General features: G+C 72.6%; 20 protein-coding genes. 11 read left to right on the top strand and 9 right to left on the bottom strand.

Annotated features, from left to right (window positions below; genetic code table 11):
* The first annotated feature begins 94 nt into the window (after positions 1-94).
* The 3 genes from HNR13_RS05510 (at position 95) to HNR13_RS05500 (ending at position 1778) form a co-directional block, all read left to right on the top strand.
* A complete protein-coding gene (locus tag HNR13_RS05510; RefSeq protein WP_179604831.1) occupies positions 95-559 on the top strand; it encodes a RidA family protein in 465 nt (154 codons plus the stop codon).
* Complete coding sequence (locus tag HNR13_RS05505; protein WP_179604830.1) at positions 556-1320, top strand: aspartate/glutamate racemase family protein; 765 nt, start codon at positions 556-558, stop codon at positions 1318-1320. Before HNR13_RS05510 ends, HNR13_RS05505 begins: the two co-directional genes overlap by 4 nt.
* A gap of 122 nt (positions 1321-1442) precedes the next feature.
* Complete coding sequence (locus HNR13_RS05500; RefSeq protein WP_179604829.1) at positions 1443-1778, top strand: hypothetical protein; 336 nt, start codon at positions 1443-1445, stop codon at positions 1776-1778.
* A 15-nt stretch (positions 1779-1793) separates the two neighbouring features.
* Here the strand turns inward: HNR13_RS05500 and HNR13_RS05495 are convergent, their stop codons facing one another.
* Positions 1794-2219 carry a four-helix bundle copper-binding protein gene (locus tag HNR13_RS05495; RefSeq protein WP_179604828.1) on the bottom strand — a complete coding sequence of 142 codons (426 nt, stop codon included), beginning with the start codon at positions 2217-2219 and terminating at the stop codon, positions 1794-1796.
* 254 nt (positions 2220-2473) lie between these two features.
* Here HNR13_RS05495 and HNR13_RS21845 point away from each other — a divergent pair, with 254 nt between their 5' ends.
* Together HNR13_RS21845 and HNR13_RS05490 are read left to right on the top strand one after the other, a co-directional pair.
* The gene (locus HNR13_RS21845; RefSeq protein ID WP_281369276.1) at positions 2474-2596 is read left to right on the top strand and encodes a hypothetical protein; all 123 of its coding nucleotides are present in this window, start codon (positions 2474-2476) and stop codon (positions 2594-2596) included.
* 9 nt (positions 2597-2605) lie between these two features.
* The gene (locus tag HNR13_RS05490; RefSeq protein WP_179604827.1) at positions 2606-3868 is read left to right on the top strand and encodes a phosphatidylserine decarboxylase family protein; all 1263 of its coding nucleotides are present in this window, start codon (positions 2606-2608) and stop codon (positions 3866-3868) included.
* A 38-nt stretch (positions 3869-3906) separates the two neighbouring features.
* On the opposite strand, the gene HNR13_RS05485 is transcribed toward HNR13_RS05490, so the two are convergent.
* Positions 3907-4929 carry an SDR family oxidoreductase gene (locus tag HNR13_RS05485; protein WP_179604826.1) on the bottom strand — a complete coding sequence of 341 codons (1023 nt, stop codon included), beginning with the start codon at positions 4927-4929 and terminating at the stop codon, positions 3907-3909.
* 150 nt (positions 4930-5079) lie between these two features.
* Here HNR13_RS05485 and HNR13_RS05480 point away from each other — a divergent pair, with 150 nt between their 5' ends.
* Genes HNR13_RS05480 through HNR13_RS05455 form a run of 6 tightly spaced genes read left to right on the top strand, consistent with a single transcriptional unit; the run spans position 5080 to position 11254 of the window.
* Entirely contained in the window at positions 5080-5427 is a 348-nt protein-coding gene (locus tag HNR13_RS05480; protein WP_179604825.1) for a hypothetical protein, read from the top strand.
* A 25-nt stretch (positions 5428-5452) separates the two neighbouring features.
* Entirely contained in the window at positions 5453-5950 is a 498-nt protein-coding gene (locus HNR13_RS05475) for a hypothetical protein (RefSeq protein ID WP_343063468.1), read from the top strand.
* A complete protein-coding gene (locus tag HNR13_RS21470) occupies positions 5947-6654 on the top strand; it encodes a gluconate 2-dehydrogenase subunit 3 family protein (protein WP_343063467.1) in 708 nt (235 codons plus the stop codon). Before HNR13_RS05475 ends, HNR13_RS21470 begins: the two co-directional genes overlap by 4 nt.
* The gene (locus HNR13_RS05465) at positions 6651-8282 is read left to right on the top strand and encodes a GMC family oxidoreductase (RefSeq protein WP_179604824.1); all 1632 of its coding nucleotides are present in this window, start codon (positions 6651-6653) and stop codon (positions 8280-8282) included. The genes HNR13_RS21470 and HNR13_RS05465 overlap by 4 nt, the downstream gene beginning before the upstream one ends.
* Positions 8283-8295: 13 nt before the next feature.
* Complete coding sequence (locus tag HNR13_RS05460) at positions 8296-10131, top strand: thiamine pyrophosphate-requiring protein (protein WP_179604823.1); 1836 nt, start codon at positions 8296-8298, stop codon at positions 10129-10131.
* Entirely contained in the window at positions 10121-11254 is a 1134-nt protein-coding gene (locus HNR13_RS05455) for an enolase C-terminal domain-like protein (protein ID WP_179604822.1), read from the top strand. The genes HNR13_RS05460 and HNR13_RS05455 overlap by 11 nt, the downstream gene beginning before the upstream one ends.
* 24 nt (positions 11255-11278) lie before the next feature.
* On the opposite strand, the gene HNR13_RS05450 is transcribed toward HNR13_RS05455, so the two are convergent.
* Genes HNR13_RS05450 through HNR13_RS05420 form a run of 7 tightly spaced genes read right to left on the bottom strand, consistent with a single transcriptional unit; the run spans position 11279 to position 20202 of the window.
* Entirely contained in the window at positions 11279-12649 is a 1371-nt protein-coding gene (locus HNR13_RS05450; RefSeq protein WP_179604821.1) for an NAD-dependent succinate-semialdehyde dehydrogenase, read from the bottom strand.
* A gap of 5 nt (positions 12650-12654) precedes the next feature.
* The gene (locus HNR13_RS05445) at positions 12655-14247 is read right to left on the bottom strand and encodes a zinc-binding metallopeptidase family protein (protein WP_179604820.1); all 1593 of its coding nucleotides are present in this window, start codon (positions 14245-14247) and stop codon (positions 12655-12657) included.
* Positions 14244-15956, bottom strand: coding sequence for a thiamine pyrophosphate-binding protein (locus HNR13_RS05440; protein WP_179604819.1), 1713 nt, complete (start codon positions 15954-15956; stop codon positions 14244-14246). Before HNR13_RS05440 ends, HNR13_RS05445 begins: the two co-directional genes overlap by 4 nt.
* Complete coding sequence (locus HNR13_RS05435) at positions 15956-17629, bottom strand: amidohydrolase (RefSeq protein WP_179604818.1); 1674 nt, start codon at positions 17627-17629, stop codon at positions 15956-15958. Before HNR13_RS05435 ends, HNR13_RS05440 begins: the two co-directional genes overlap by 1 nt.
* Before the next feature lie 29 nt (positions 17630-17658).
* Positions 17659-18645 carry a C-terminal binding protein gene (locus HNR13_RS05430; protein WP_179604817.1) on the bottom strand — a complete coding sequence of 329 codons (987 nt, stop codon included), beginning with the start codon at positions 18643-18645 and terminating at the stop codon, positions 17659-17661.
* 52 nt (positions 18646-18697) lie between these two features.
* Complete coding sequence (locus HNR13_RS05425) at positions 18698-19474, bottom strand: amino acid ABC transporter ATP-binding protein (RefSeq protein WP_179604816.1); 777 nt, start codon at positions 19472-19474, stop codon at positions 18698-18700.
* Positions 19471-20202, bottom strand: coding sequence for an amino acid ABC transporter permease (locus HNR13_RS05420; protein ID WP_179604815.1), 732 nt, complete (start codon positions 20200-20202; stop codon positions 19471-19473). The genes HNR13_RS05425 and HNR13_RS05420 overlap by 4 nt, the downstream gene beginning before the upstream one ends.
* Positions 20203-20219: the final 17 nt, after the last annotated feature.

Genomic DNA, 20219 nt, shown 5'->3' with positions numbered 1-20219 from the left:
ACCAGCGACCGCCGCGCTCGGAACCGTGCGCTCGCTCCCGGCGACTCGCACACTGGTGATCGAACCCCATCACCGGCTTTCCGAGGAGAACACCATGACCGCCGAACGACTCATCGCACAGGTCCCTGGCCACTGGCAGGTGCCCGGCCACTTCACCATCAACCACAGCCACGGCATCCGGGTCGGCGACATGATCTGGGTCGGCGGGCAGGAGGACCTGGACGAGCACGGCAACGTGCGGCACCCCGGCGACATCGAGGCCCAGTGCCACGCCGTGATGCAGTCGCTCCAGGCGGTCATCGAGGACCTCGGCGGGACGATGGGCGACGTGGTCCAGTTCAACACGTTCTACTCGGGCGAGCTCAGCGTCGAGGAGTGGCAGCGCACCTACGACATCCGGTTCAGCTACTTCCCGAAGCCCGGCCCGACCGCGACCGGCATCCTGATCGGCAAGGAGCTGAACATCCCCGGCATCCGGGTGGAGGTCAACGCCGTCGCCGTCGTCGGCAGCGCCGCGCGGGACACCGCGCGCCCGGCCGCCACCGCGGTGACCGCATGACCGCGCGCACCCTCGGCGTCATCCTCTGCGACCTCGACTCCTACGCGGTCGACGACATCGACTGCGTCGTGCCGGGCGCGCCCGCGATCAGCGCCAACCCGGTCGGCTTCTTCGAGAACCCGGCGAGCTGGCCGGGGATCCCGGTGTCCTACGCTGTCGCGCGCGGCGCCCGGGTGGAGCGGCTGGTCGCGGGCGACCCCGCCGCGATCGACGCCTTCTGGCGCGCCAGGGAGCGGCTGGCGCACTGCTCGCTGATCATCACCGACTGCGGGTTCTTCTACTACGCGCGGCAGTCCGGCCTCCCGGCCGCGAACACCCTCACGAGCAGCCTGGACCTCCTGCCGATCGCCGCCACCCTGACGAGCGGGCGGATCGGCGTGCTCACGGTGTCCGCGCCGCTCGCCGCCCGGATGCTGGCGTCCGACCCGCTCTCCCCGCGGCTGACGATCGTCGGGCTGGAGGACCAGCCGGGCTGGGACGGCATCCTGACCGACGACCACGCCTACGGCAACGGCTGGGACCTCGACACCCTGCGCGCCGGTGTGGAGGCCGTGCTCGAACGCGAGTGCGCTCCGGGCGGCCGGCTGGCCGAGGTCGGCGCGCTGGTGCTGGAGTGCACGCTGCTGCCGGAGTTCCGGCGGACGATCGCGCAGTACACGGCGGCGCCGATCCTCGACATCGCGTCGTTCGCGCTCAGCGCGCTCGGAGCCGGGTTCGACGCGGGAGCCGGGTTCGACGCGGGGCGTCAGCCGGGTTCCTGAGAGCCGCCCGTGCGTCATGTTTCGCCGCGTGACGCCCTCCGGTGACCGCGCCCCCGGTCCCGCCTACACTCGCTGCAACGTCGTGCACCGCGCACGGCCGCACCGACCGTGAGAAGGACATCGTGACCCGTCAGCCCAGCCCCACCGCGAAGGACGCCCTGCTCCGGGCCGCCTCCGGGCAGGGCGCGGACATGTTCGACGACGGTTACGCCCTCCACCCGATCGCGCGCCAGGCCGCGATCGCCACCCCGTCGCACTGGGCCGACCTCTTCGTCGTCTCCGTGGACGCGGACGGCTGGGTCGAGCTCGCCGACCTCGACGGAGGCAGCGTCCGGTGCTGGCACTACGACGACCTGCGCGACCTGCTCGCGCCGGGGGCGCCCGTCGCCGTCCACACGCTCTACGGCGTGCTCGCGGCCGGCGACGAACTGCTCAATGTCAGCCTCGCGCGGGGCTGAGCCGGCGCACCAGGGCTACGACGCCATCATCGGCTTCATGGACGCCATCATCGCGTCGCACGCGTCCGCGCAGTTCCTGCAGACCTGAGCGCACATCGTCGCCGAGGCGCTGTCGCCCATCGCCGAGCAGTCGTCGGCGCAGGCCCGGCACATCATCGACGTGGCCTGCAGCATCGCCATCATCGCGGCCATGTCGCCGTCGTTCATCGGCATGGGGCGCAGCATCATGCGCATCATCGTGTTGCACATCTCGGCGCAGCTCATGCACATCGCCGACCCGGACATGCCCTCCATCGACATCGAGCCGGCGCACATCGTGCACGCCTGCTCGCACGCCGAGCACGCCTCGATACATCGCTGCATCATCGCCATGTCCATGCCCGCCATCGGCCCCTGGGCCGACTCGCTCATCATGGACATCATTCCGCTCATGTCATCCATCGCACATACCAGCCTCCCGTCGGCACGGGAGGCCGGCCGCCTCGATGGACCGTGCGCGACACCCGCAAGGATAGGAGGGTGCGCGCGAGCCCACAAGCTAGTCGAGCGGGTCCTCCGACCCCGCCGGAAGCCGCACGCTACCCGCCGGTCCCCGGTCAGGCAACCCGGTTCGCCTGCGCCCTGCTGGGCGTAGCGTGCGTGACGGCGGCCCCCCCACCGCCGTCAGCCATCGCAGCCCACGAAGGAGAACGACGATGACCGAGCGCGATCCCCGCAGCACCGACCCGGACGACCTGCCCGACGGCTCCGGCACGCAGTCCGAGGACCCGGACGACGGCGCCGACACCGCCTCGGGCGGCGGCGCGGACGACCGCTGAGCCGGCGCCATGACCGACGAGCCCGCTGACCTGAAGCGACGCGGCGGCTGGCTGCCGCAGGACCAGGACGAGCTGGAGGCCTGGCTGGACGGCCGGGTCGACCGGCTCGGCGACGACGACACCGCGCCGTTCCGCCACCCGGTGATCCAGGAGTTCGCCGACCTCATCGACTCCGACGCGATCGTGCGGATGTACGTCACCCGGATGATCGAGGAGGTGCCGAAGACCCGGCAGTACAGCTCGCGGCACATCGAGAGCGTGAGCCAGCTGCTCCGGCTCATCGACGACGTGCTGGCGAGCGCCCCCGAGTTCAGCGAGGGGGCGATGGTGACGACGCCGCTCACCGGCATCCTGGACTGGACGATGGGCACCACCGCGGGGATGGCGGCGTACCGCGACCCCCGCGTCAACGCCATCCTGAAGCGGATCCTCGACGCCTGGGCCGCCTTCCTGGACAGCCCGGACTCCCTGTACGTGCTCAACGACTCCCCCGAGGGCTGGATGTCGGAGACGGCGCGGGAGGTGGTCGGCATCGATCAGTTCGAGCACGACCCCGCCGACCCGCACTGGGGCTTCACCTCCTGGAACGACTTCTTCACCCGCCGGCTGAAGGAGGGCGCGCGGCCGGTCGCCGACCCCGACGACGACGCGGTGATCGTCAGCGCCTGCGAGTCCACCCCGTACCGGATCAGCCGGGACGTCGCCCGGCACAGCGAGTTCTGGATCAAGAGCCAGCCGTACTCGCTGCAGGACCTGCTCGCGAACGACGAGGCGGTGGACCGGTTCGTCGGCGGCACGGTCTACCAGGGCTTCCTCAGCGCCCTGAACTACCACCGCTGGCACAGCCCCGTCGCCGGGACGATCGTCCGCGCCTACGTCCAGCCCGGCACGTACTTCTCGGAAGCGGACTCGGAGGGCGCCGAGGCGGTGGAGGCGATGGCATCGCAGGGCTACCTCGCCCACGTGGCCGCCCGGGCGATCATCCTCATCCAGGCCGACAACCCGGCGATCGGCCTGGTCGCGGTGGTCCCGGTGGGCATGGTGGAGGTCTCGTCGTGCGTGATCGGCGACGACATCGTCCCGGGACGCCACGTGGCGAAGGGCGACGACCTCGGCTGCTTCCAGTTCGGCGGGTCGACCGAATGCCTGGTGTTCCAGCCCGGCGTCGTCCAGGAGTTCGCGCTCGGCGCGATCCCGGAACACGGCCCGGCGGCCTCCGTGCTGAAGGTGCGGTCGCGGCTCGCGGTCGCGAGAGACGCTCGGGCGGGATAGCGCCGGCGGGAGAGCGCCGGTGGGAGAGCGCGACCGGCTCAGCGCCGCGCCGCGCGGCCGCCCACTGCGCCCAGCGCGGCCGCGGCGACGGCCGCGCCCGCGGCGCCGAGCGCCCGCCGGTTGCGCGACGCCCACGCCTGGGCGCTCCGCGCCTTCGCCCGGTCGTCGAACGGCCCGTGCGCGCCGTGGTCGACGTCCCGGTCGGCGGGCTCCCACAGGTTCGCGGGCTGGTCGGCGGGTCTCGGCTCGCCGGTCTGCTGGGACGCGTAGCCGGTCCGGGCGAGGTAGCGGTCGAGGAGGCCCGGGATGAGCCGGTTGCCGATGATGGCCTTCACTGTGGAGGCCCCCACCCAATACGCCCGGCGCGGCCGCACGGCCGCCTGGACGATCGTGCGGGCCGCGACCTCCGGCTGGAAGATCGGCGGCACCGGCTGGGCCTGGTCCGGCAGGCGGGACAGCAGCCAGCGGAACTGCGGGGTGTTCATCGCCGGCAGGTGCACCATCGTGATCGCGACGGCGCTGTGGTCGTGCAGCAGCTCGGTGCGCACCGACTCCGTGAAGCCGACGATCGCGTGCTTGGCGCCGCAGTACGCCGACTGCAGCGGGATGCCGCGGTATGCCAGCGCGGAGCCGATCTGCACGATCACCCCGCGGCCGGCCGGCCGCATCCGGCGCAGCGCCGCCATCGTGCCGTACACGAAGCCCAGGTAGGTCACCTCCGTCGTCCGGCGGAACTCCTCCGGCGCGATCCGCCCGAACTCGGCGAAGACGGACGAGAAGGCGCAGTTCACCCAGACGTCGATCCGCCCCCACTCGGAGACGACGCGCTCGGCCGCCGCCTCGACCGCGTGCGGGTCGGCGACATCCACCGGCACGGTGAGCGCGCGACCCCCCGCCGCGCGCACGTCTGCCGCCGCAGCCTCCAGCCCCGCCTCGCCGCGGGCCAGCAGCGCGACGCTCGCCCCGCGCCGCCCGAACTCGACGGCGGTCGCGCGGCCCACCCCTCCGCTGGCGCCGGTCACGACGACGACGGCGCCCTCCAGCCTCTCGATGCGGCTCATCCCGTGCTCCTTCCGGCTCGGCGGTCCGGTCGGCGTCCGGTCCATCGCCGATGCTCCGCGTCCCCTCCGAATCCCGTCAACCCCTTGCGTTCCCCCGGGGACGGGCATTGCATCCGAAGCAGTCGGGACGAACCGAAGGAGGGCACGAACATGACCGTCAAGCTCAACCGGAAGGCCCTCGACCACGCCCGCGGCCTGGTCGAGAAGGGCACCGTGGTCCGCGACGAGCGGGACGACTGGAGCGAGGACGCGCCGAGCGCGGACGCCGAGAACGCGTTCATCGAGAAGCACGGCTGGGAGCAGTACGCGCTCTGGCACCTGGGCGAGGACGCCGAGAAGAACGAGGAGACCAAGGGGCGCTACAGCTTCCCGTACGGCGACTTCGCGAAGGTCCACCGCTGCGCTGTCATCTCGCTGGAGAGCCGCGCGGCCCAGAACGACCACGACGACATCGCCCGGGCCTCCAAGAAGCTGCTCGAGCAGGTCGACGGCGAGTGAGGCCGCGGTGCGACCCAGGAAAGCCGTGCGAACCGGGAAAGCGGCGCTGAGCAGGATCGCGCCCCGGGCCGTCCGGCGGCGCCCGGGCGGCCCCGTCCAGGGCATCGACCGCCTCGTCAGGAACGTCGAGACCGGGAGGTTCGAGCGCTCGCTCTCCGCCCTGACGGCCGGAGGCGCAGTGGTGACCGCCGCCGAGATCTATTTCGAGCACGACAAGGCGAGCTTCGGCAACCGCTGGATGTGGGCTCCGGTGATCCTGGGACCGATCGGCGCTGTCGCCGGGGTGGCCGGGTTCTTCAGCAGGACCGCCGCCAAGACGGCGCTCCCGATCGCGTCGGCCACGATCGTGGCGAACGGCCTGCAGGGCGTCTGGCTGCACGCCCGCGGCATCGGCCAGAAGCCGGGCGGCTGGCGCAACCTGCGCTACAACCTCGAGATGGGACCGCCGCTGCTCGCTCCCCTGCTCGTCACCCTGGTCGGCGGGATGGGGCTCCTGGCGGCGATCCTGAGGCGCGAGAAGTGACGGCCGCGGATCAGGGCGAGGTCGCGGGCGACCGGGTGCCCGAGCGCTTCCCCGGGTTCCATGTGCTCGACCAGGCGCCGGCGTGGGACGAGACGACCCGCGCCGTCGTGCTCGACCGCATCGGCCGGCCGCCGGACATCCGGTTCTTCGACGCCGCGGAGGAGGGCGCCGCGACGGCGCTGTTCGACCGGCTGCTCGACCAGCATCCCGGCGACCGCCTCGTGCCGGTGACCGCGATGGTGGACGCCCGGCTCGCCGAGAAGGAGACCGACGGCTGGCACTACGACTCGATGCCGGACGACGGGGTCGCGTGGCGGACGAGCCTGGCCGCGCTCGACGCGGAGGCCCACGCGCGCCACGGCCGGGCCTTCGCCGCGTGCCAGGAGGACGACCAGGTCGCCCTCCTGGCCAGTATCAAGGACGGCGACGGCGACTGGCGCGGCTTCCACCGCGAGCGCCTCTGGAGCCTGTGGACCCGGTACGCGTGCACCGCCTTCTACAGCCACCCCGCGGCGTGGGACGAGATCGGCTTCGCGGGTCCGGCGTACCCGCGCGGCTACAAGAACCTGGGGGTCGACCGCCGCGAGCCGTTCGAGGTGGCCGACGCGCGGCCCGGAGACCTTCCGCAGGCCGGTTCGGGGACGAAGGCGGAGCCGGCCCCGCACGCGGAGCCGGGGACGACGCTGCGGGCGGGAGGCTCATGAACACCGTCCGCGACCGCAACGACTCCGCCTGGCTGCTGACCGCCGACGGCTCCCGCGCCGAGCCGCGCCTCACCGAGCAGATGCGGCGCTATGCCGACAGCGACGAGGTGGACATCGCCATCGTCGGCTGCGGCGCCGGCGGATCCGTGCTGCTGCAGCGCCTGGCCCGCGCCGGCTGGGACGCCGTCGCCTTCGACGCCGGCCCGTTCTGGGACCCGGCGCGCGACTGGGTGAGCGACGAGGCCGGCTCCCACCACCTCTACTGGACCGAGCCGCGGCAGATCGGCGGCGCCGACCCGGTTCCGCTGGGGTCGAACAACTCGGGCCGCGGCGTCGGCGGGTCGATGGTGCACTACGCCGGCTACGTCCCGCGCTTCCACCCGAGCGACTTCCACACTTTCAGCGCCGACGGCGTCGGTGCGGACTGGCCGCTGGAGTATCCCGAGCTCGCGCCGTACTACGACGACATCGAGAACGAGCTGCCCGTCGCCGGCGAGGACTGGCCGTGGGGCGACCCGCACCGCTATCCGCACCGGCCGCACCCGGTGTCGGGCAACGGCGAGACCTTCCTGCGCGGCGCGTACGCGGCGGGCATCGAGGCCAAGGTCGGCCCGGTGGCGATCACGAACGGCCGGTTCGGGCACCGGCCGCACTGCGTCTACCGCGGATTCTGCCTGCAGGGCTGCAAGGTGAACGCCAAGGCGTCGCCGCTCATCACCCACATCCCCGACGCGCTCGCCCACGGCGCCGAGGTGCGCGCCGACAGCATGGTCACCTCCGTCGAGGTCGATCAGTTCACCGGCCGGGCGACCGGGGTGCACTACGTGAAGGACGGCGTACCGCGCTTCCAGAAGGCCCGGATGGTCGCGATCGCCGGCTACTCGATCGAGACGCCGCGCCTGCTGCTCAACTCGGCGTCCGCGCGCTTCCCGGACGGGCTCTGCAACGACTTCGACCTCGTCGGCCGCTACCTCATGGTGCAGGGCGCGCCGCAGACCGCCGGCCGGTTCGAGCAGGAGATCCGGATGTGGAAGGCGCCGCCGCCCGAGGTGAGCACCGAGGAGTTCTACGAGACCGACCCGGGCAAGCCGTACAAGCGCGGGTACTCCATCCAGACCGTCTCGCCGCTGCCGATCACCTGGGCCGAGCACGTCATGGCGCAGGGGCACTGGGGCGCGGACCTCCGCCGCTACATGTCCGACTACGTGCACTGGGCGTGCCTCGGCGCGCTCTGCGAGTTCCTGCCGCGGGCGGAGAACCGGGTCACGCTGGCCGACGAGAAGGACCGCTACGGCCTCCCGATCGCCCACTTCGCCTACGCGCAGTGCGACAACGACCGCGCGCTGGCGAAGGCCGCGCAGGCCACGATGGAACGCATCCTGGAGGCCGCGGGCGCCCAGGAGACCATGACCGTCCAGCGCTACGCCCACCTCGTCGGCGGCGCACGCATGGGCGCGGACGAGACGCAAGGGGTTGTCGACGCGGACTGCCGGACGTTCGCTGTCCCCAACCTGCTCATCACCGACGGGAGCGTGCTGCCCACGCAGGGCAGCGCCAACCCCGCCCTCACCATCATGGCGGTGGCCGCCCGGGCGGCGGACCGTCTCATCCAGCGTCCCGAAGACTGAAGGAGAGAGACACATGGCGACGACAGTCAGCGAGTTCGTGATCGGACGACTGCGGGAGTGGGGCGTGCGGCGGGTGTTCGCGTTCCCCGGCGACGGGATCGGCGAGTTCGACGGGATGCTCGGCAAGGCCGAGCGGGCCGGCGAGGGGCTGGAGTACATCCGGCCGACGCACGAGGAGATCTGCGCCCTGATGGCCACGGCGCACGCCAAGTTCACCGGCGAGGTCGGCGTCTGCGTCGCGACCTCCAGCCCCGGCGGGTTCCACCTGATCAACGGCCTCTACGACGCGAAGATGGACAACCAGCCCGTCGTCGCGATCGTCGGCCAGCAGGGGCTCAACTCGTTCGGCACGTTCAACCAGCAGGAGAGCAAGCTCGAGCAGACCTTCGCCGACGTGGCCGAGTACGTGCAGACGATCGTGTCGCCGGAACAGGCCCAGGCCGTGATCGACACGGCCTTCCGCACCGCGATCGCCCGCAAGCAGCCGTGCGTCGTCATCCTGCCGCACGACGTGCAGGGGATGGAGATGGCGGCCCCCGGAGCGGAGATGTGGGTGTCCCGGTCGAGCGCGGTGCCGCCGTCGACGGCGATCGCGCCCCCGCCGGAGCAGCTCCGGGCGGCCGCGGACATCATCAACGCCGGCGAGCGCGTGACCTTCCTGGTCGGGCACGGCGCCGTCGGCGCGGAGCAGGAGGTGCTCGCGGCGGCCCGCCTGACCGGCGCCGGGCTGATCACGACCCTGCGCGGCAAGCAGGTCGTCCCCGGCGACGTGCCGTTCCACACCCAGCAGCTCGGTCTGCTCGGTTCGCGGCCGAGCTACGACCAGATGCAGGACTGCGACACGCTCGTGCTGCTCGGCACCAACTACCCGTACGGCCAGTTCCTGCCGAAGACCGGGCAGGCCAAGGCCGTGCAGGTCGATCTGCGGCCCGAGCAGCTCGGCCTCCGCTACCCCACCGACGTGAGCATCTGGGGCGACGTCAAGACGACGCTGACGGGGCTCCTCCCCCTGCTGACGCAGAAGGACGACCTGTCCTGGCAGGAGAAGACCGCCGCCGGGATGCGGGAGTGGGACGACGAACTCGCCGCCCAGGCCGAGCAGCACTACGACGACGGCGTGAACCCGCGCCGGGTCTACCACGAGCTGAACAAGCGGCTCCCCGCCGGCGCGATCGTCACCGCGGACGCCGGGACCACCGCCGACTGGTACGGCCAGCACATCCGGCTCCGCGACGGCATGCGCGGCGACCTCTCCGGCCGGCTCGCGACCATGCTCGCCGCGATGCCGTACGCGGAGGCGGCCAAGTTCGCCTACCCGGACCGCACGGTGGTCTGCACGATCGGCGACGGCGCGTTCCAGATGCTCGGGATGAACGAACTGATCACCGTGAAGAAGTACCTGTCGCGCTGGTCGAACCCGAACTTCGTCGTGCTGGTGCTGCACAACGACGACCTCACCCAGGTCTCCTGGGAGATGCGCACCGAGGACGCCAACCCGGTCTGGTCGACCTCCCAGGACGTCGAGTCGGTCGACTACGCGGGCTGGGCGCGGCTCCTCGGCTTCCAGGGCATCACCGTCACCTCCGACGACCAGATCGAGGCGGCGTGGGACGCGGCGCTCGCGCACGGCGGCGTGACCGTCATCGACGCCCACACCAGCAAAAACGTGCCGCCGCTGCCCCCGCACATCACGTTCGAGTTCGCGAAGAACACCGGTCTGGCTCTGCTGAAGGGCGACCCGGACGGCATCGCCGCGATCAAGGACTCGGCCACGTCGCTGATCACGGAGGGCGTCGAGCGGGTGAAGGGCGCGCTGCACCGGTCGACGGACGAGGACGATGCCCACTAACGGAGCGGATCGGATCCGGTCGATCCGGGCCGACGCCTACGTGGTGCCCACCGCGACCGAGGGCCGGCGCCGGCCGGAGAGCGACGGGACCATCGAGTGGACCAACACCGGCGTCCTGCTGGTCGCGGTCGAGGCCGGCGACGCCACCGGGCTCGGCTACGCGTACACGGCGCCCGCGAGCCTGCGGATCGTCGAGGACGTGCTCTGGGCCGTCGTCGACGGCGCCGACCCGTTCGACACCGAGCGCCTGTACTGGGAGCTGGCGCGGGCCGTGCGCAACGTCGGCTGGGCCGGCGTGAGCGCCGGAGCCATCGCAGCCCTGGACATCGCGCTCCACGACCTGAAGGCCCGGCTGAGCGGGATGTCGCTGACCCGCTTGCTGGGCGGCGCGCACGACGGCGTCGCCGCGTACGGAAGCGGCGGGTTCACGGACTACACCGACGACGAGCTGACCGACCAGCTGGGGTCGTGGGCGGCCGCCGGGCTGGGGTCGGTGAAGATGAAGGTCGGCTCCCGCCCGGACGACGACCCGCGCCGGGTTGCCCTGGCGCGCGAGGCGATCGGACCGGACGTCGACCTCTTCGTCGACGCGAACGGGGCCTACGAGCGCAAGCGGGCCCTCCGGCTGGGCGAGCTGTTCGCGGAGCAGGGCGTCACCTGGTTCGAGGAGCCGGTCTCCAGCCAGGATCGGCACGGACTCCGGCTGCTCCGCGACCGGCTGCCGGCGCCGATCCGCGTCGCGGCGGGAGAGTACGGCTACACGCCGGCCGACTTCCGCGACCTCCTCGCCGACGGCTGCGTCGACGTGCTCCAGGCCGACGCCACACGCTGCGGCATCACGGGATTCGGGATCGCCGCCTCGCTCGCGACGGCGTTCGGGGTGCCGCTGTCCGCGCACACCGCCCCGGCGCTGCACGCGTCCGTCGCCGCGGCGCACCGGCCGTCGATCAACATCGAGTACTTCCACGACCACGTCCGTATCGAGGAGCGGTTCTTCGACGGGCTGCCCGCCCTGAGCCACGGCCGGCTCCTCCCCGACCGCACCGCCCCCGGCCACGGGCTGACGCTGCGGGAGAGCGACGTCGAGCCGTACCGGGTGCACCGGTTCGCAGCGGCGGGGTGACGAGGGACGGGTGCGACGCCGGCGTCAGCCGATCCGGATGAGCTTCCGGTTGACGAACTCCTCCGCGCCGAACCGGCCGAGCTCGCGCCCGAAACCGGACCGCTTGACGCCGCCGAAGGGCAGCTCTGGGGCGTCGCCCTGGACGAGGTTGACCCAGATCATCCCGGCGTCGAGCCGGTCGGCGACGCGGAGGGCCTGCTCGGGATCCGTGGTGAAGACGTACGCGCCGAGACCGTACGGGGTGTCGTTCGCGATCCGGACCGCGTCCTCCTCCGACGCCGCCCTGTGCAGCTGGGCGACGGGGCCGAAGAACTCCGCGGCATAGGCGTCCATCGCCGGGCCGACCTCCGCGAGCACGGCCGGCGGGAAGAAGTTGCCGTCCCGTTCGCCGCGCACGAGCACCCGCGCGCCCTGCGCCTCGGCCCGGTCGAGCTGGGCCTCCAGCAGCTCCGTCGCAGCGGCCGACGAGAGCGGGCCGAGCACCGTGTCCGGATGCTGCGGACTCGACGGCACGATCCCGCGGAACCGCGCCGCGAGTTCCGCCGCGAACGCGTCGTACAGCTCGTCGGCGACGATGAAGCGCTTGGCCGCGTTGCAGGTCTGGCCGTTGTTGTCGAGGCGCGCGGCCACGGCGGCGTCGACCGCGGCCGCCAGGTCGTCGGTCGACAGCAGGAGGAACGGGTCCGAGCCGCCGAGCTCCAGCACCACTTTCTTGAGGTGCCGCCCGGCGAGCGCGGCCACCGCGGCGCCCGCGCGCTCCGAACCGGTCAGCGAGACGCCCTGCACGCGCGGGTCGGCGATCAGGCCGGCGACCTGGTCGGTGGACGCGTAGACGTTCGTGTAGACGCCGGCCGGGGCGCCCGCCTCGGCGAACAGCTCCTCGATCGCCGCCGCGGACTCCGGGCACTGCGGCGCGTGCTTGAGCAGGATGGTGTTCCCCGCCACCACGTTCGGGGCCGCGAAGCGGGCGACCTGATAGTAGGGGAAGTTCCACGGCATGATCCCGAGCAGCGCGCCGAGGGAGGCGCGCCGCACGAACGCGCGCCCGCCGCCGGACCGCAGCTCGAGCGGCTCGTCGGCCAGGAAGCGCTCGGCGTTGTCGGCGTAGTAGGCGTAGATGTCGGCGGAGAAGTCCACCTCGGCGAGCGCCTGCCCGATCGGCTTGCCCATCTCCAGGGCGGCGATCGCGGCCAGCTCGCGGCGACGCTCCCGGTGCAGGCCGGCGACGCGGCGGACGACGGCCGCACGCTCGGCGAGCGGGATCCGTCGCCAGGCGCGGTGGGCGTCGTCGGCGGCGGCGACGGCCTCCCCGAGCCGGTCATCGGAGATCGTCTCGTACACGCGGACGGTCTCGCCCGTCGCCGGGTCGACCACCGCGAAGGCCGGAGCGCTCATCCCGCTCACCAGCGCCGGTGGCCGCCGTGGCCGGAGTAGTCCGGCCAGGGGAGGTCGATCGGCGCCTCGAAGTCCGCGTCGAGCAGCGGCGGCATCGGCTCCTCGGCGGTGCGGCGGTCGAACTCGGCCCGGGCCTCCGCGAGCAGCTCCGGCGAGCCGAGCAGCTCCAGGAACGTGCCGGCGATGGTCTTGCCCGCCGTGCGGATGGTCGGGTCGATGGTGGCGGGGATGCCGCCGAGGGCGTTCATCACCCAGGCCGGGTAGGCGCCCTTGCCGGGGATCGGCTCCAGCGCGGGCCGGGAGACGTAGAAGCGCACCGTCGGCGCGTAGTGGGTCATCTCCACGTAGTCGTCGCTGGTCCAGTTGCGCTGCCAGGCGGGCATGTGCTCGCGCAGCAGCCGCTCGGCCTCCTGCGGCTCGATGAGCTGTTCGCACGCGGCCAGGAACGGCCGCTCGACCGGGTCGGCGCCGAGGGTGGCGCGGATGTCGTTCGCGATCCGGACGGCCTCGGCGTCGTACACCGGCGCCCCGACCGTGGCCAGGTTGCGGTAGAGCACGTCGGCCAGCACGTGGTTGGTGCGGCCGGGCCGGCTCCGGGCGATCCAGCGGTCCTCCACGGTGCAGTGCGCCATCGCCGCGGCGTGCACGGCGTTGCGGTCGAGGACGGCCAGCACGTGCTCCGCCATCTCGATGTTCGGCGTGCGCCAGGAGAACTGGATGCGGGCGACGCGGGTGGGCAGGTTGTCGGCGGTGGCCTGCCCGTCGAGCAAGATCGCGTCGGACAGGCTCCAGCCGCCGACGCTCGGCAGCATGGCGTCCTGCATCGCCCGGGAGGCGGTGTACATCGTGGTCAGGGCCGCGTTGGCGCCGGGCGCCCTGGCCGCGGAGTGTGAGGCGGGGATGGGCGAGTTCGGGTCGTTCTCCAGTTGCCAGGTCTCCGCCTCGTCGCAGCTGAACGTGTAGACCTTGCTGTAGTACGCGCCGCACTGGGTGTCCCAGCGCGCGGTGTTGCAGAGCGGCAGCATGTAGAACGGGTGGAAGCTGACGATGGCGTCCACCCCGTCGTAGTAGCCGCGGAGGCCGTGGACGACCTTCGACCCGTGCATCTTCTCGGCGGGCTCGCCCGTGTAGCGCAGGGTCCCTGCGATGCCGTGCGTCGTCATCGCGTGCTGCGTGGCGAGCAGGCCGGCCAGGGTCGAGATGCCGAGCGCCGAGTGCGGGTCGGTGTGGCCGGGGGCGTAGCCGCTCAGCCCGTCGCGCGGGGCCGGAGCCGTCGACGCGGACTGGTTGTTGCCCGGCACGGCGTCGTACTCGGCGTAGGTGAGGAGCACCGGGCCGTCACCGCCGGACCCGGCGTCGTTCGTCCAGGTGGCGGAGAACGCCGTCGGCATCCCGGCGGAGCCCTCCTCCACCTCGAACCCGTACGAGCGCAGCGTCTCGACGTACCAGGCCGCGCTGCGGTACTCGCGCCAGGCGGGCTCGGCGAGGTCCCAGATCCGGGAGTGCCACGCCGAGAGCTCGTCCATGTGCTCGTCGATCCAGGCGTGCGCGGTGGCCCGCGCGGCGAGGTCGAGCCCGGTTGCGGTGTCGAGTGTCATGCGCTGATCCGTTCTTCGCTGAAGGTGGTGGCGGTGGCGGTGGTGGAGGCGCCGGTGGAGACGCCGGTCTGTGCGCCGGCGGCCTCGAAGAGGTGCAGCGGCACGTGCACGAGGCTCACCCCGGGCTCGGCGATCGCGGCGGCGATCGTGGGGCCGACCGCAGCGGCCGAGGTCACCGCGTGGCCCCTGCCGCCGAACGCGTCGGCGAGGAGCGGCCAGTCCGGCTGCCGGAGGTCGACGCCGACGGGCGCGATGCCGCGGTCGGCCTCGTTCTCGCGGATCTCGCGGTAGCCGCCGTTGTCCACGACGACGACGGTCAGGTCGACGCCCTGCTCCACCGCCGTGACGAGCTCCTGCACCGAGAACATCAGGGCGCCGTCGCCCAGCACGCACACCGAGGGGACGCCCGGTTCGGCGATCGCGGCGCCGATCGCCGCGGGCAGGCCGTAGCCGAGGGTGGCGTAGGCGGGCATGTAGAGGAACCGGTGCGGTCCGTCCTGGAGGACGGTCGAGGTCATCCCGTAGTACGTGATCTGCGAGGAGTCGCCGGCGACGGTCGCCTCCGGCGGCAGGGCGGCGGTGATCGCGTCGGCGGCGCGCATCACGGCGGGCGAGAACGCGGCCGCCTCGGCGCGCTGGGCGGCGCGCACCGCCTCCACCTCGTCCGCGTCGCGGTGGGCGCGCGCCGCGCCGAGGGACGCGACGAGCTCGGGCACCGCGAGGCGGCTGTCGCCGACGATCGCGACGTCGGCGGTCGCGTTGGTGCCGATCCGGCCCGGGTCGACGTCGATGCGGACGACCGGACCGGCCGGGGCGAAGTCGTTGCCCCAGCGCTCGGCCTCGCCGAGCTTGCTGCCGATCACCAGCACGGCGTCCGACTCCCGGATGAGGTCGGCCGTCGCGGCCAGCCGCAGCTCCGCGCGCAGCGAGAGCGGGTGCGACTCGGGGAGGACGCCCTTGCCGTTCAGCGTGGTGACCACCGGGGCGCCGAGGCGCTCGGCGAGCGCGCGGACGGCCGCGGCCGCGGGCACCGCTCCCCCGCCCGCCACGATCAGCGGGCGGGACGCCGCGCCGAGCAGCTCGGCGGCCGCGCGCACCGCGACGGAGTCCGGTGCGACCCGGGAGGTGCGGCGGCGCTCGAGGTCCTGCTCGTCCACCACCGCCGGCTCCTCCAGCACGTCGAGCGGGACCTCGATGTGCACGGGCCGGGGACGTCCGGCCTCGAACAGCGCGAACGCCTCGTGCACGGCCTCGACCGCCGCGGCGGCGGAATCGACGCGGCGGCTCCACAGCACCACCGCTCCGGCGGCGCCGGTCGGGTCCTTGGACTCGTGCAGCGCGCCGCGGTCCTGGTACCCGGTGCCGCGCGGGGTGCCGGGCGACAGGATGAGCAGCGGCCGGGACTCGCAGAAGGCCGTCCCCGCGGCCGAGAGCACGTTCAGCAGTCCGGGTCCGCTCGTCGTGATGACCACGCCGGGCAGCCCGGTGCGCTGCGACCAGCCATCGGCCGCGTAGCCCGCGCCCTGCTCGTGCCGGGTGGTGACCGGCCGGATGCCGAGCTCGGCCAGCGGCCGGTAGAACTCGAGGTTGTGGGTGCCGGGGATGCCGAAGATCGTGTCGATCCCGTACGCGCGGATCGCGCGCATGATCGCGACGCCTCCCGTGCTCTGGTAGACGGCGGTGTTCTCGAAGCCTGCGCTGTCGGCCATCAGCTGTCCTTCCGGTAGCGGCGCTGCCCGCCGATCCAGGTCTCGAGCACGTCGATCGCGCCGATCTGCGCGGCGTCGACCGCCAGCGGGTCGGCCGAGAGGACCGCGAAGTCGGCGAGCTTGCCGACCTCCAGCGAGCCCAGGTCGTCCTCGCGGCCGATGCTGCGGGCGCCGTTGATGGTGTGGCCGCGCAGGGCCTCGCGGGCGCTGATCCGCAGCTCCCCCGGGCCGAGCGAGTGGCCGCGGCGGGTGACGCGCGTCGCGGCGACCTGGATCGCCTCCAGCGGGATCGGGTCCGCGACGGGCGCGTCGGAGGAGATGGTGACCGGCACGCCCGCCGCCACGAACTCGCCCAGCGGGTTGAACCGCTCGCCCGGCGTCCCGATCGCGTCGGTGACGCCCTCGCCCCAGTTGTAGTAGTGCTGGGGCTGGTTGACCGGACGGATCCCGGCCCGCGCCATCCGCTCGATCTGCTCGCCGGTCGGGAGGCCGCAGTGCTCGATCCGGTGCCGCGCGTCGGCGTCGGGACGATCGGCCAGCGCCCGCTCGATCGTGGAGATCACCATCTCGATCGCGTCGGGCGACTGCGCGTGCGTCGCGGTCTGCAGGCCGACGGCGTGCGCGCGCCGCACCAGGGCGTCGTACTCCTCCGACGAGTGGTAGAGCTGGCCGGTGCGGCACGGGTCGCCCACGTAGCCGTCCGGGAAGTACGCCGTCCAGCCACCGAGCGTGCCGTCCGCGTAGAGCTTGATCCCGGCGAAGGAGAGCGTCTCGTTGCCGAAGGCGCCGTGCAGGCCGAGCTCCAGCACCTCGTCCAGCAGGTGGGAGAGCACGTACATGGAGACGCGCGTCGTGAGCTCGCCGCGCTCGGCCAGCCGCAGGTACATGTCGAACTCGCGGCGGGTGACCTGGCAGTCGCCGATCGCCGTCACGCCGCCGGCGAGGAAGCGCTCCTGCGCGGCCTCCAGCTGGCGCAGGTGCTCGGCCGGCTCGTCCTCCAGGTGGAAGTTCGGCCCGTGATGCCCGACCTTGACGCCGCGCACGCCGGTCAGGATGTTGCACGCGGCGTCGCTCAGCTCGCCGGTCAGCTCGCCGTCGGCGTCGCGGAAGAACTCGCCGCCCTGCGGGTCCGGCGTCGTGCGGTCGATGCCCGCCTGCTCCAGCGTGAAGGAGTTGACGACGCCGCCGTGGCCGCTCGCGTTCATCAGGTACACCTGGCGGGAGGTCGACACCTGGTCGAGCTCGTGCCGGTTCGGGTGCCGCCGCTCGGCGAGGTTCTGCTGCTCGTAGCCGTAGCCGCGGACGGGCGTGTCGCCGGGCGTCGCCGCGGCCGCCGCGCTCAGCAGGGCCACGATCTCCGGGATGGACGACGCGCGCTCCGGGCCGCAGTCGACCCAGGTCATCATCTGCCCGTACATGAGCGGGTGCGCGTGGGCGTCGATGAAGCCGGGAACGACGACGGCCTCGCCGAGGTCGATCTCGCGCGGGGCCAGCGCGGAGACGCGGGCGGCCTCCGCCCGGCAGGACTCCAGGTCGCCGACCGCCGCGACGCGGCCGCCGATGACCAGCAGGGCCTCCGCGACCGAGTCGGCGTCGTCGATGGTGTGGATGGCCGAGGCGGTGATGAGCTGCGGCCGCGGGTCCGCGGCGGCGGGGGTGAGGGAACGTCGCATGGTGTGGCTTTCTGGTGGGAACGGGTGGATCAGCCGAGGGCGGGGACCGGCGTCAGCGCGGCGCCGGTCCTGGCCCAGGCGAGGATGTTGTCGGCCTGCAGGCGCACGTAGTCCTCCAGTGCCTCCGCCGAGCGGAAGCCGGCGTGCGGGGTGAGGGTCACCCGCGGGTGGCCGAGGAGGGGATGACCGGCGCCGGGCGGCTCCTCGTCCAGCACGTCGAGGGCGGCGGCGCGCAGCCGGCCGCGGTCGAGCGCGTCGCGCAGGGCCGTGGAGTCGATCAGGCCGCCGCGGCTGACGTTGACCAGCACGGCGTCCTCCTTCATCGCGGCGAGCGCCTGCGCGCCGATCAGCCCGTGGGTCTGCTCGGTCAGCGGCAGGTGCAGGGACACGACGTCGGCGACGCGCAGGAGTTCGTCCAGCGTGGCCGGCTCGATTCCGAGCGACCGCACCCGGTCGTCCGGCAGGAACGGGTCGTGCCCGACGATCCGGCCGAACAGCGGGCGGGCGCGCTCCAGGTAGGCCACGCCGATCCGGCCGAGCCCGACCACGCCGAGCGTCCGGCCGCTGAGCCGCGGTTGCACCGGCACCGACTCCAGGTCCCAGCCGTCGGCGCGCACCGAGCGGTCGTACGCGCTGATCCCGCGTACCGCGTCGAGCGTGAGGGCGAGCGCGTGGGTGGCGACCTCCTCCGTCGCCGCGCCGACGATGTTGGAGACCGCGACGCCCCTGCGCCCGGCGGCTGCGAGGTCGACGTTGTCGAACCCCATGGAGGCCAGGGCGATCATCCCCAGCCGCGGGAGCGCGTCGATCACGTCGGCGTCGACCACGCCGTAGCCGAGCATGAGCGCGTCGGCGTCGCCGGCCTCTGCGAGGATCGCGTCGCGGTCCCAGCCGGTCAGGAACCGGACGGTGTGGCCCTCGGCCGCGATCCGGTCGAGGTGCGGGCGGATGTCGAGCTCGTCGAGATCGGAGCACACCGCGACGACGATCGGGCGCGCTGAAGCTGATTCGGTCATGCTGACTCCTCGTTCGGGAGGGAAGGGAGGGACGGGCGGACGGCGGCCGGGCTCAGTGGACGTGGCTGAGGAAGCGGCGCGTGCGCTCGTGCTGCGGGTTGTCGAAGAACTCCTCCGGAGAGGCCTGCTCCACGATCACGCCGCTGTCGAACAGCGTGACCTCGTCGGCGACCCGGCGGGCGAAGCGCACCTCGTGGGTGACCACGATCATCGTCATCCCGCCGCGGGCGAGGTTCTCCATCACGTCGAGCACCTCGCCGACGAGCTCCGGGTCCAGCGCGGAGGTCGGCTCGTCGAAGAGCATCACGTCCGGCTCCAGCACCAGCGCCCGCGCGATCGCGACGCGCTGCTGCTGGCCGCCGCTGAGCTCCGACGGGTAGTGCCCCGCGCGCTGCGAGAGGCCGACCCGGTCGAGCATGGCGTGCGCCCGCTCCAGCGCTTCGTGCCGCTTGACGCCCTGCACGGCGGTGAGGGCCATCGCCACGTTGCGCGCGGCGCTGAGATGCGGGAACAGGTTGAACTTCTGGAACACCATCCCGATGTCGCGGCGCTGCACGGCGAGCGACCGCTCCGGCAGGTGCCGGCCGTCGGCGCTGCGGCCGATCCGGCTGCCGTGCAGGGCGATCTCGCCGCGGTCCGCCGGCTCCAGCAGCGCCATCAGGCGCAGCATGGTCGACTTGCCGGAGCCGGAGGGCCCGAGGACCGCCTTGACCTGGCCCTTCCGCACCGCGAACTCGACGCCCTTGAGGACCTCGTTGCCGCCGTAGGCCTTGTGCAGGTCGGTCACCTGCAGGGTGGGCAGAACCCCGGTCGTCGTGGCCGTGGTCATGACAGTCCTCCTGCCGGGACGGCGACGGTCTTGCGCTTCTTCTCGGTCTTGACCGAGATCCACGCGAACCGGCGCTCGATGAGGGTCTGGATCAGCGTGATGACGCTGACGATGACCAGGTAGTAGATGATCGCAACCGCGTAGTACTCGGCGTAGCGGAACGTGATGTTCACGCCCACCTGCGCCGTCGTCAGCAGCTCCCGGAGGGAGATCACCGACGCGAGCGAGGAGTACTTGATCAGCCCGATGAACTCGTTGGTGGTCGGCGGCAGCGCGATCCGGATGGCCTGCGGCAGGACGATCCGGAGCATGACGCCGGCCGGCTTGATGCCGAGTGCACGGCCGGCCAGCGCCTGCCCGTCGTCCACGCTCAGCAGCGCGGAGCGGATGATCTCCGCCATGAACGCCGCCTCGACCAGTCCGAGGCCGATCGACGCGGCGACGAACGGCGAGTACCAGTCCGAGCGCAGCGCGGGGATGAGCTGCGGAAGGGCGTTCCACATGATCAGCAGCACCAGCAGCGCCGGGATCGCCCGGAAGAACCAGACGTAGACGCCCGCCGGGATGCGCCCCGCCTTCGACTTCCCCGTGCGCCCGAGGGCGACGACGAAGCCGATGACGGTGGCGATCACGAGCGAGACGAACGCCACGCCGATCGAGAGCAGCGCTCCGACCAGGTAGGAGGGACTCAGCAGTTGCTGGAAGAAGATCTGGGGATCGAAACCCATGGGACTCGCCTTTCCGT

Origin of the sequence: Leifsonia shinshuensis, assembly GCF_013410375.1 — a bacterium.
GTDB classification, from domain to species: domain Bacteria; phylum Actinomycetota; class Actinomycetes; order Actinomycetales; family Microbacteriaceae; genus Leifsonia; species Leifsonia shinshuensis.
This window is presented reverse-complemented; position numbering and strand designations above follow the sequence as displayed.

What these genes read in the sequence shown, in the direction of transcription:
- HNR13_RS05435 (WP_179604818.1), bottom strand. Translation starts at nt 17,629, where the DNA reads ATGCGACGTTCCCTCACCCCCGCCGCCGCGGACCCGCGGCCGCAGCTC.
- HNR13_RS05425 (WP_179604816.1), bottom strand. Translation starts at nt 19,474, where the DNA reads ATGACCACGGCCACGACGACCGGGGTTCTGCCCACCCTGCAGGTGACC.
- HNR13_RS05485 (WP_179604826.1), bottom strand. Translation starts at nt 4,929, where the DNA reads ATGAGCCGCATCGAGAGGCTGGAGGGCGCCGTCGTCGTCGTGACCGGC.
- HNR13_RS05505 (WP_179604830.1), top strand. Translation starts at nt 556, where the DNA reads ATGACCGCGCGCACCCTCGGCGTCATCCTCTGCGACCTCGACTCCTAC.
- HNR13_RS21845 (WP_281369276.1), top strand. Translation starts at nt 2,474, where the DNA reads ATGACCGAGCGCGATCCCCGCAGCACCGACCCGGACGACCTGCCCGAC.
- HNR13_RS05430 (WP_179604817.1), bottom strand. Translation starts at nt 18,645, where the DNA reads ATGACCGAATCAGCTTCAGCGCGCCCGATCGTCGTCGCGGTGTGCTCC.
- HNR13_RS05465 (WP_179604824.1), top strand. Translation starts at nt 6,651, where the DNA reads ATGAACACCGTCCGCGACCGCAACGACTCCGCCTGGCTGCTGACCGCC.
- HNR13_RS05455 (WP_179604822.1), top strand. Translation starts at nt 10,121, where the DNA reads ATGCCCACTAACGGAGCGGATCGGATCCGGTCGATCCGGGCCGACGCC.
- HNR13_RS05460 (WP_179604823.1), top strand. Translation starts at nt 8,296, where the DNA reads ATGGCGACGACAGTCAGCGAGTTCGTGATCGGACGACTGCGGGAGTGG.
- HNR13_RS05495 (WP_179604828.1), bottom strand. Translation starts at nt 2,219, where the DNA reads ATGGATGACATGAGCGGAATGATGTCCATGATGAGCGAGTCGGCCCAG.
- HNR13_RS05490 (WP_179604827.1), top strand. Translation starts at nt 2,606, where the DNA reads ATGACCGACGAGCCCGCTGACCTGAAGCGACGCGGCGGCTGGCTGCCG.
- HNR13_RS05420 (WP_179604815.1), bottom strand. Translation starts at nt 20,202, where the DNA reads ATGGGTTTCGATCCCCAGATCTTCTTCCAGCAACTGCTGAGTCCCTCC.
- HNR13_RS05450 (WP_179604821.1), bottom strand. Translation starts at nt 12,649, where the DNA reads ATGAGCGCTCCGGCCTTCGCGGTGGTCGACCCGGCGACGGGCGAGACC.
- HNR13_RS05440 (WP_179604819.1), bottom strand. Translation starts at nt 15,956, where the DNA reads ATGGCCGACAGCGCAGGCTTCGAGAACACCGCCGTCTACCAGAGCACG.
- HNR13_RS05480 (WP_179604825.1), top strand. Translation starts at nt 5,080, where the DNA reads ATGACCGTCAAGCTCAACCGGAAGGCCCTCGACCACGCCCGCGGCCTG.
- HNR13_RS05510 (WP_179604831.1), top strand. Translation starts at nt 95, where the DNA reads ATGACCGCCGAACGACTCATCGCACAGGTCCCTGGCCACTGGCAGGTG.
- HNR13_RS05445 (WP_179604820.1), bottom strand. Translation starts at nt 14,247, where the DNA reads ATGACACTCGACACCGCAACCGGGCTCGACCTCGCCGCGCGGGCCACC.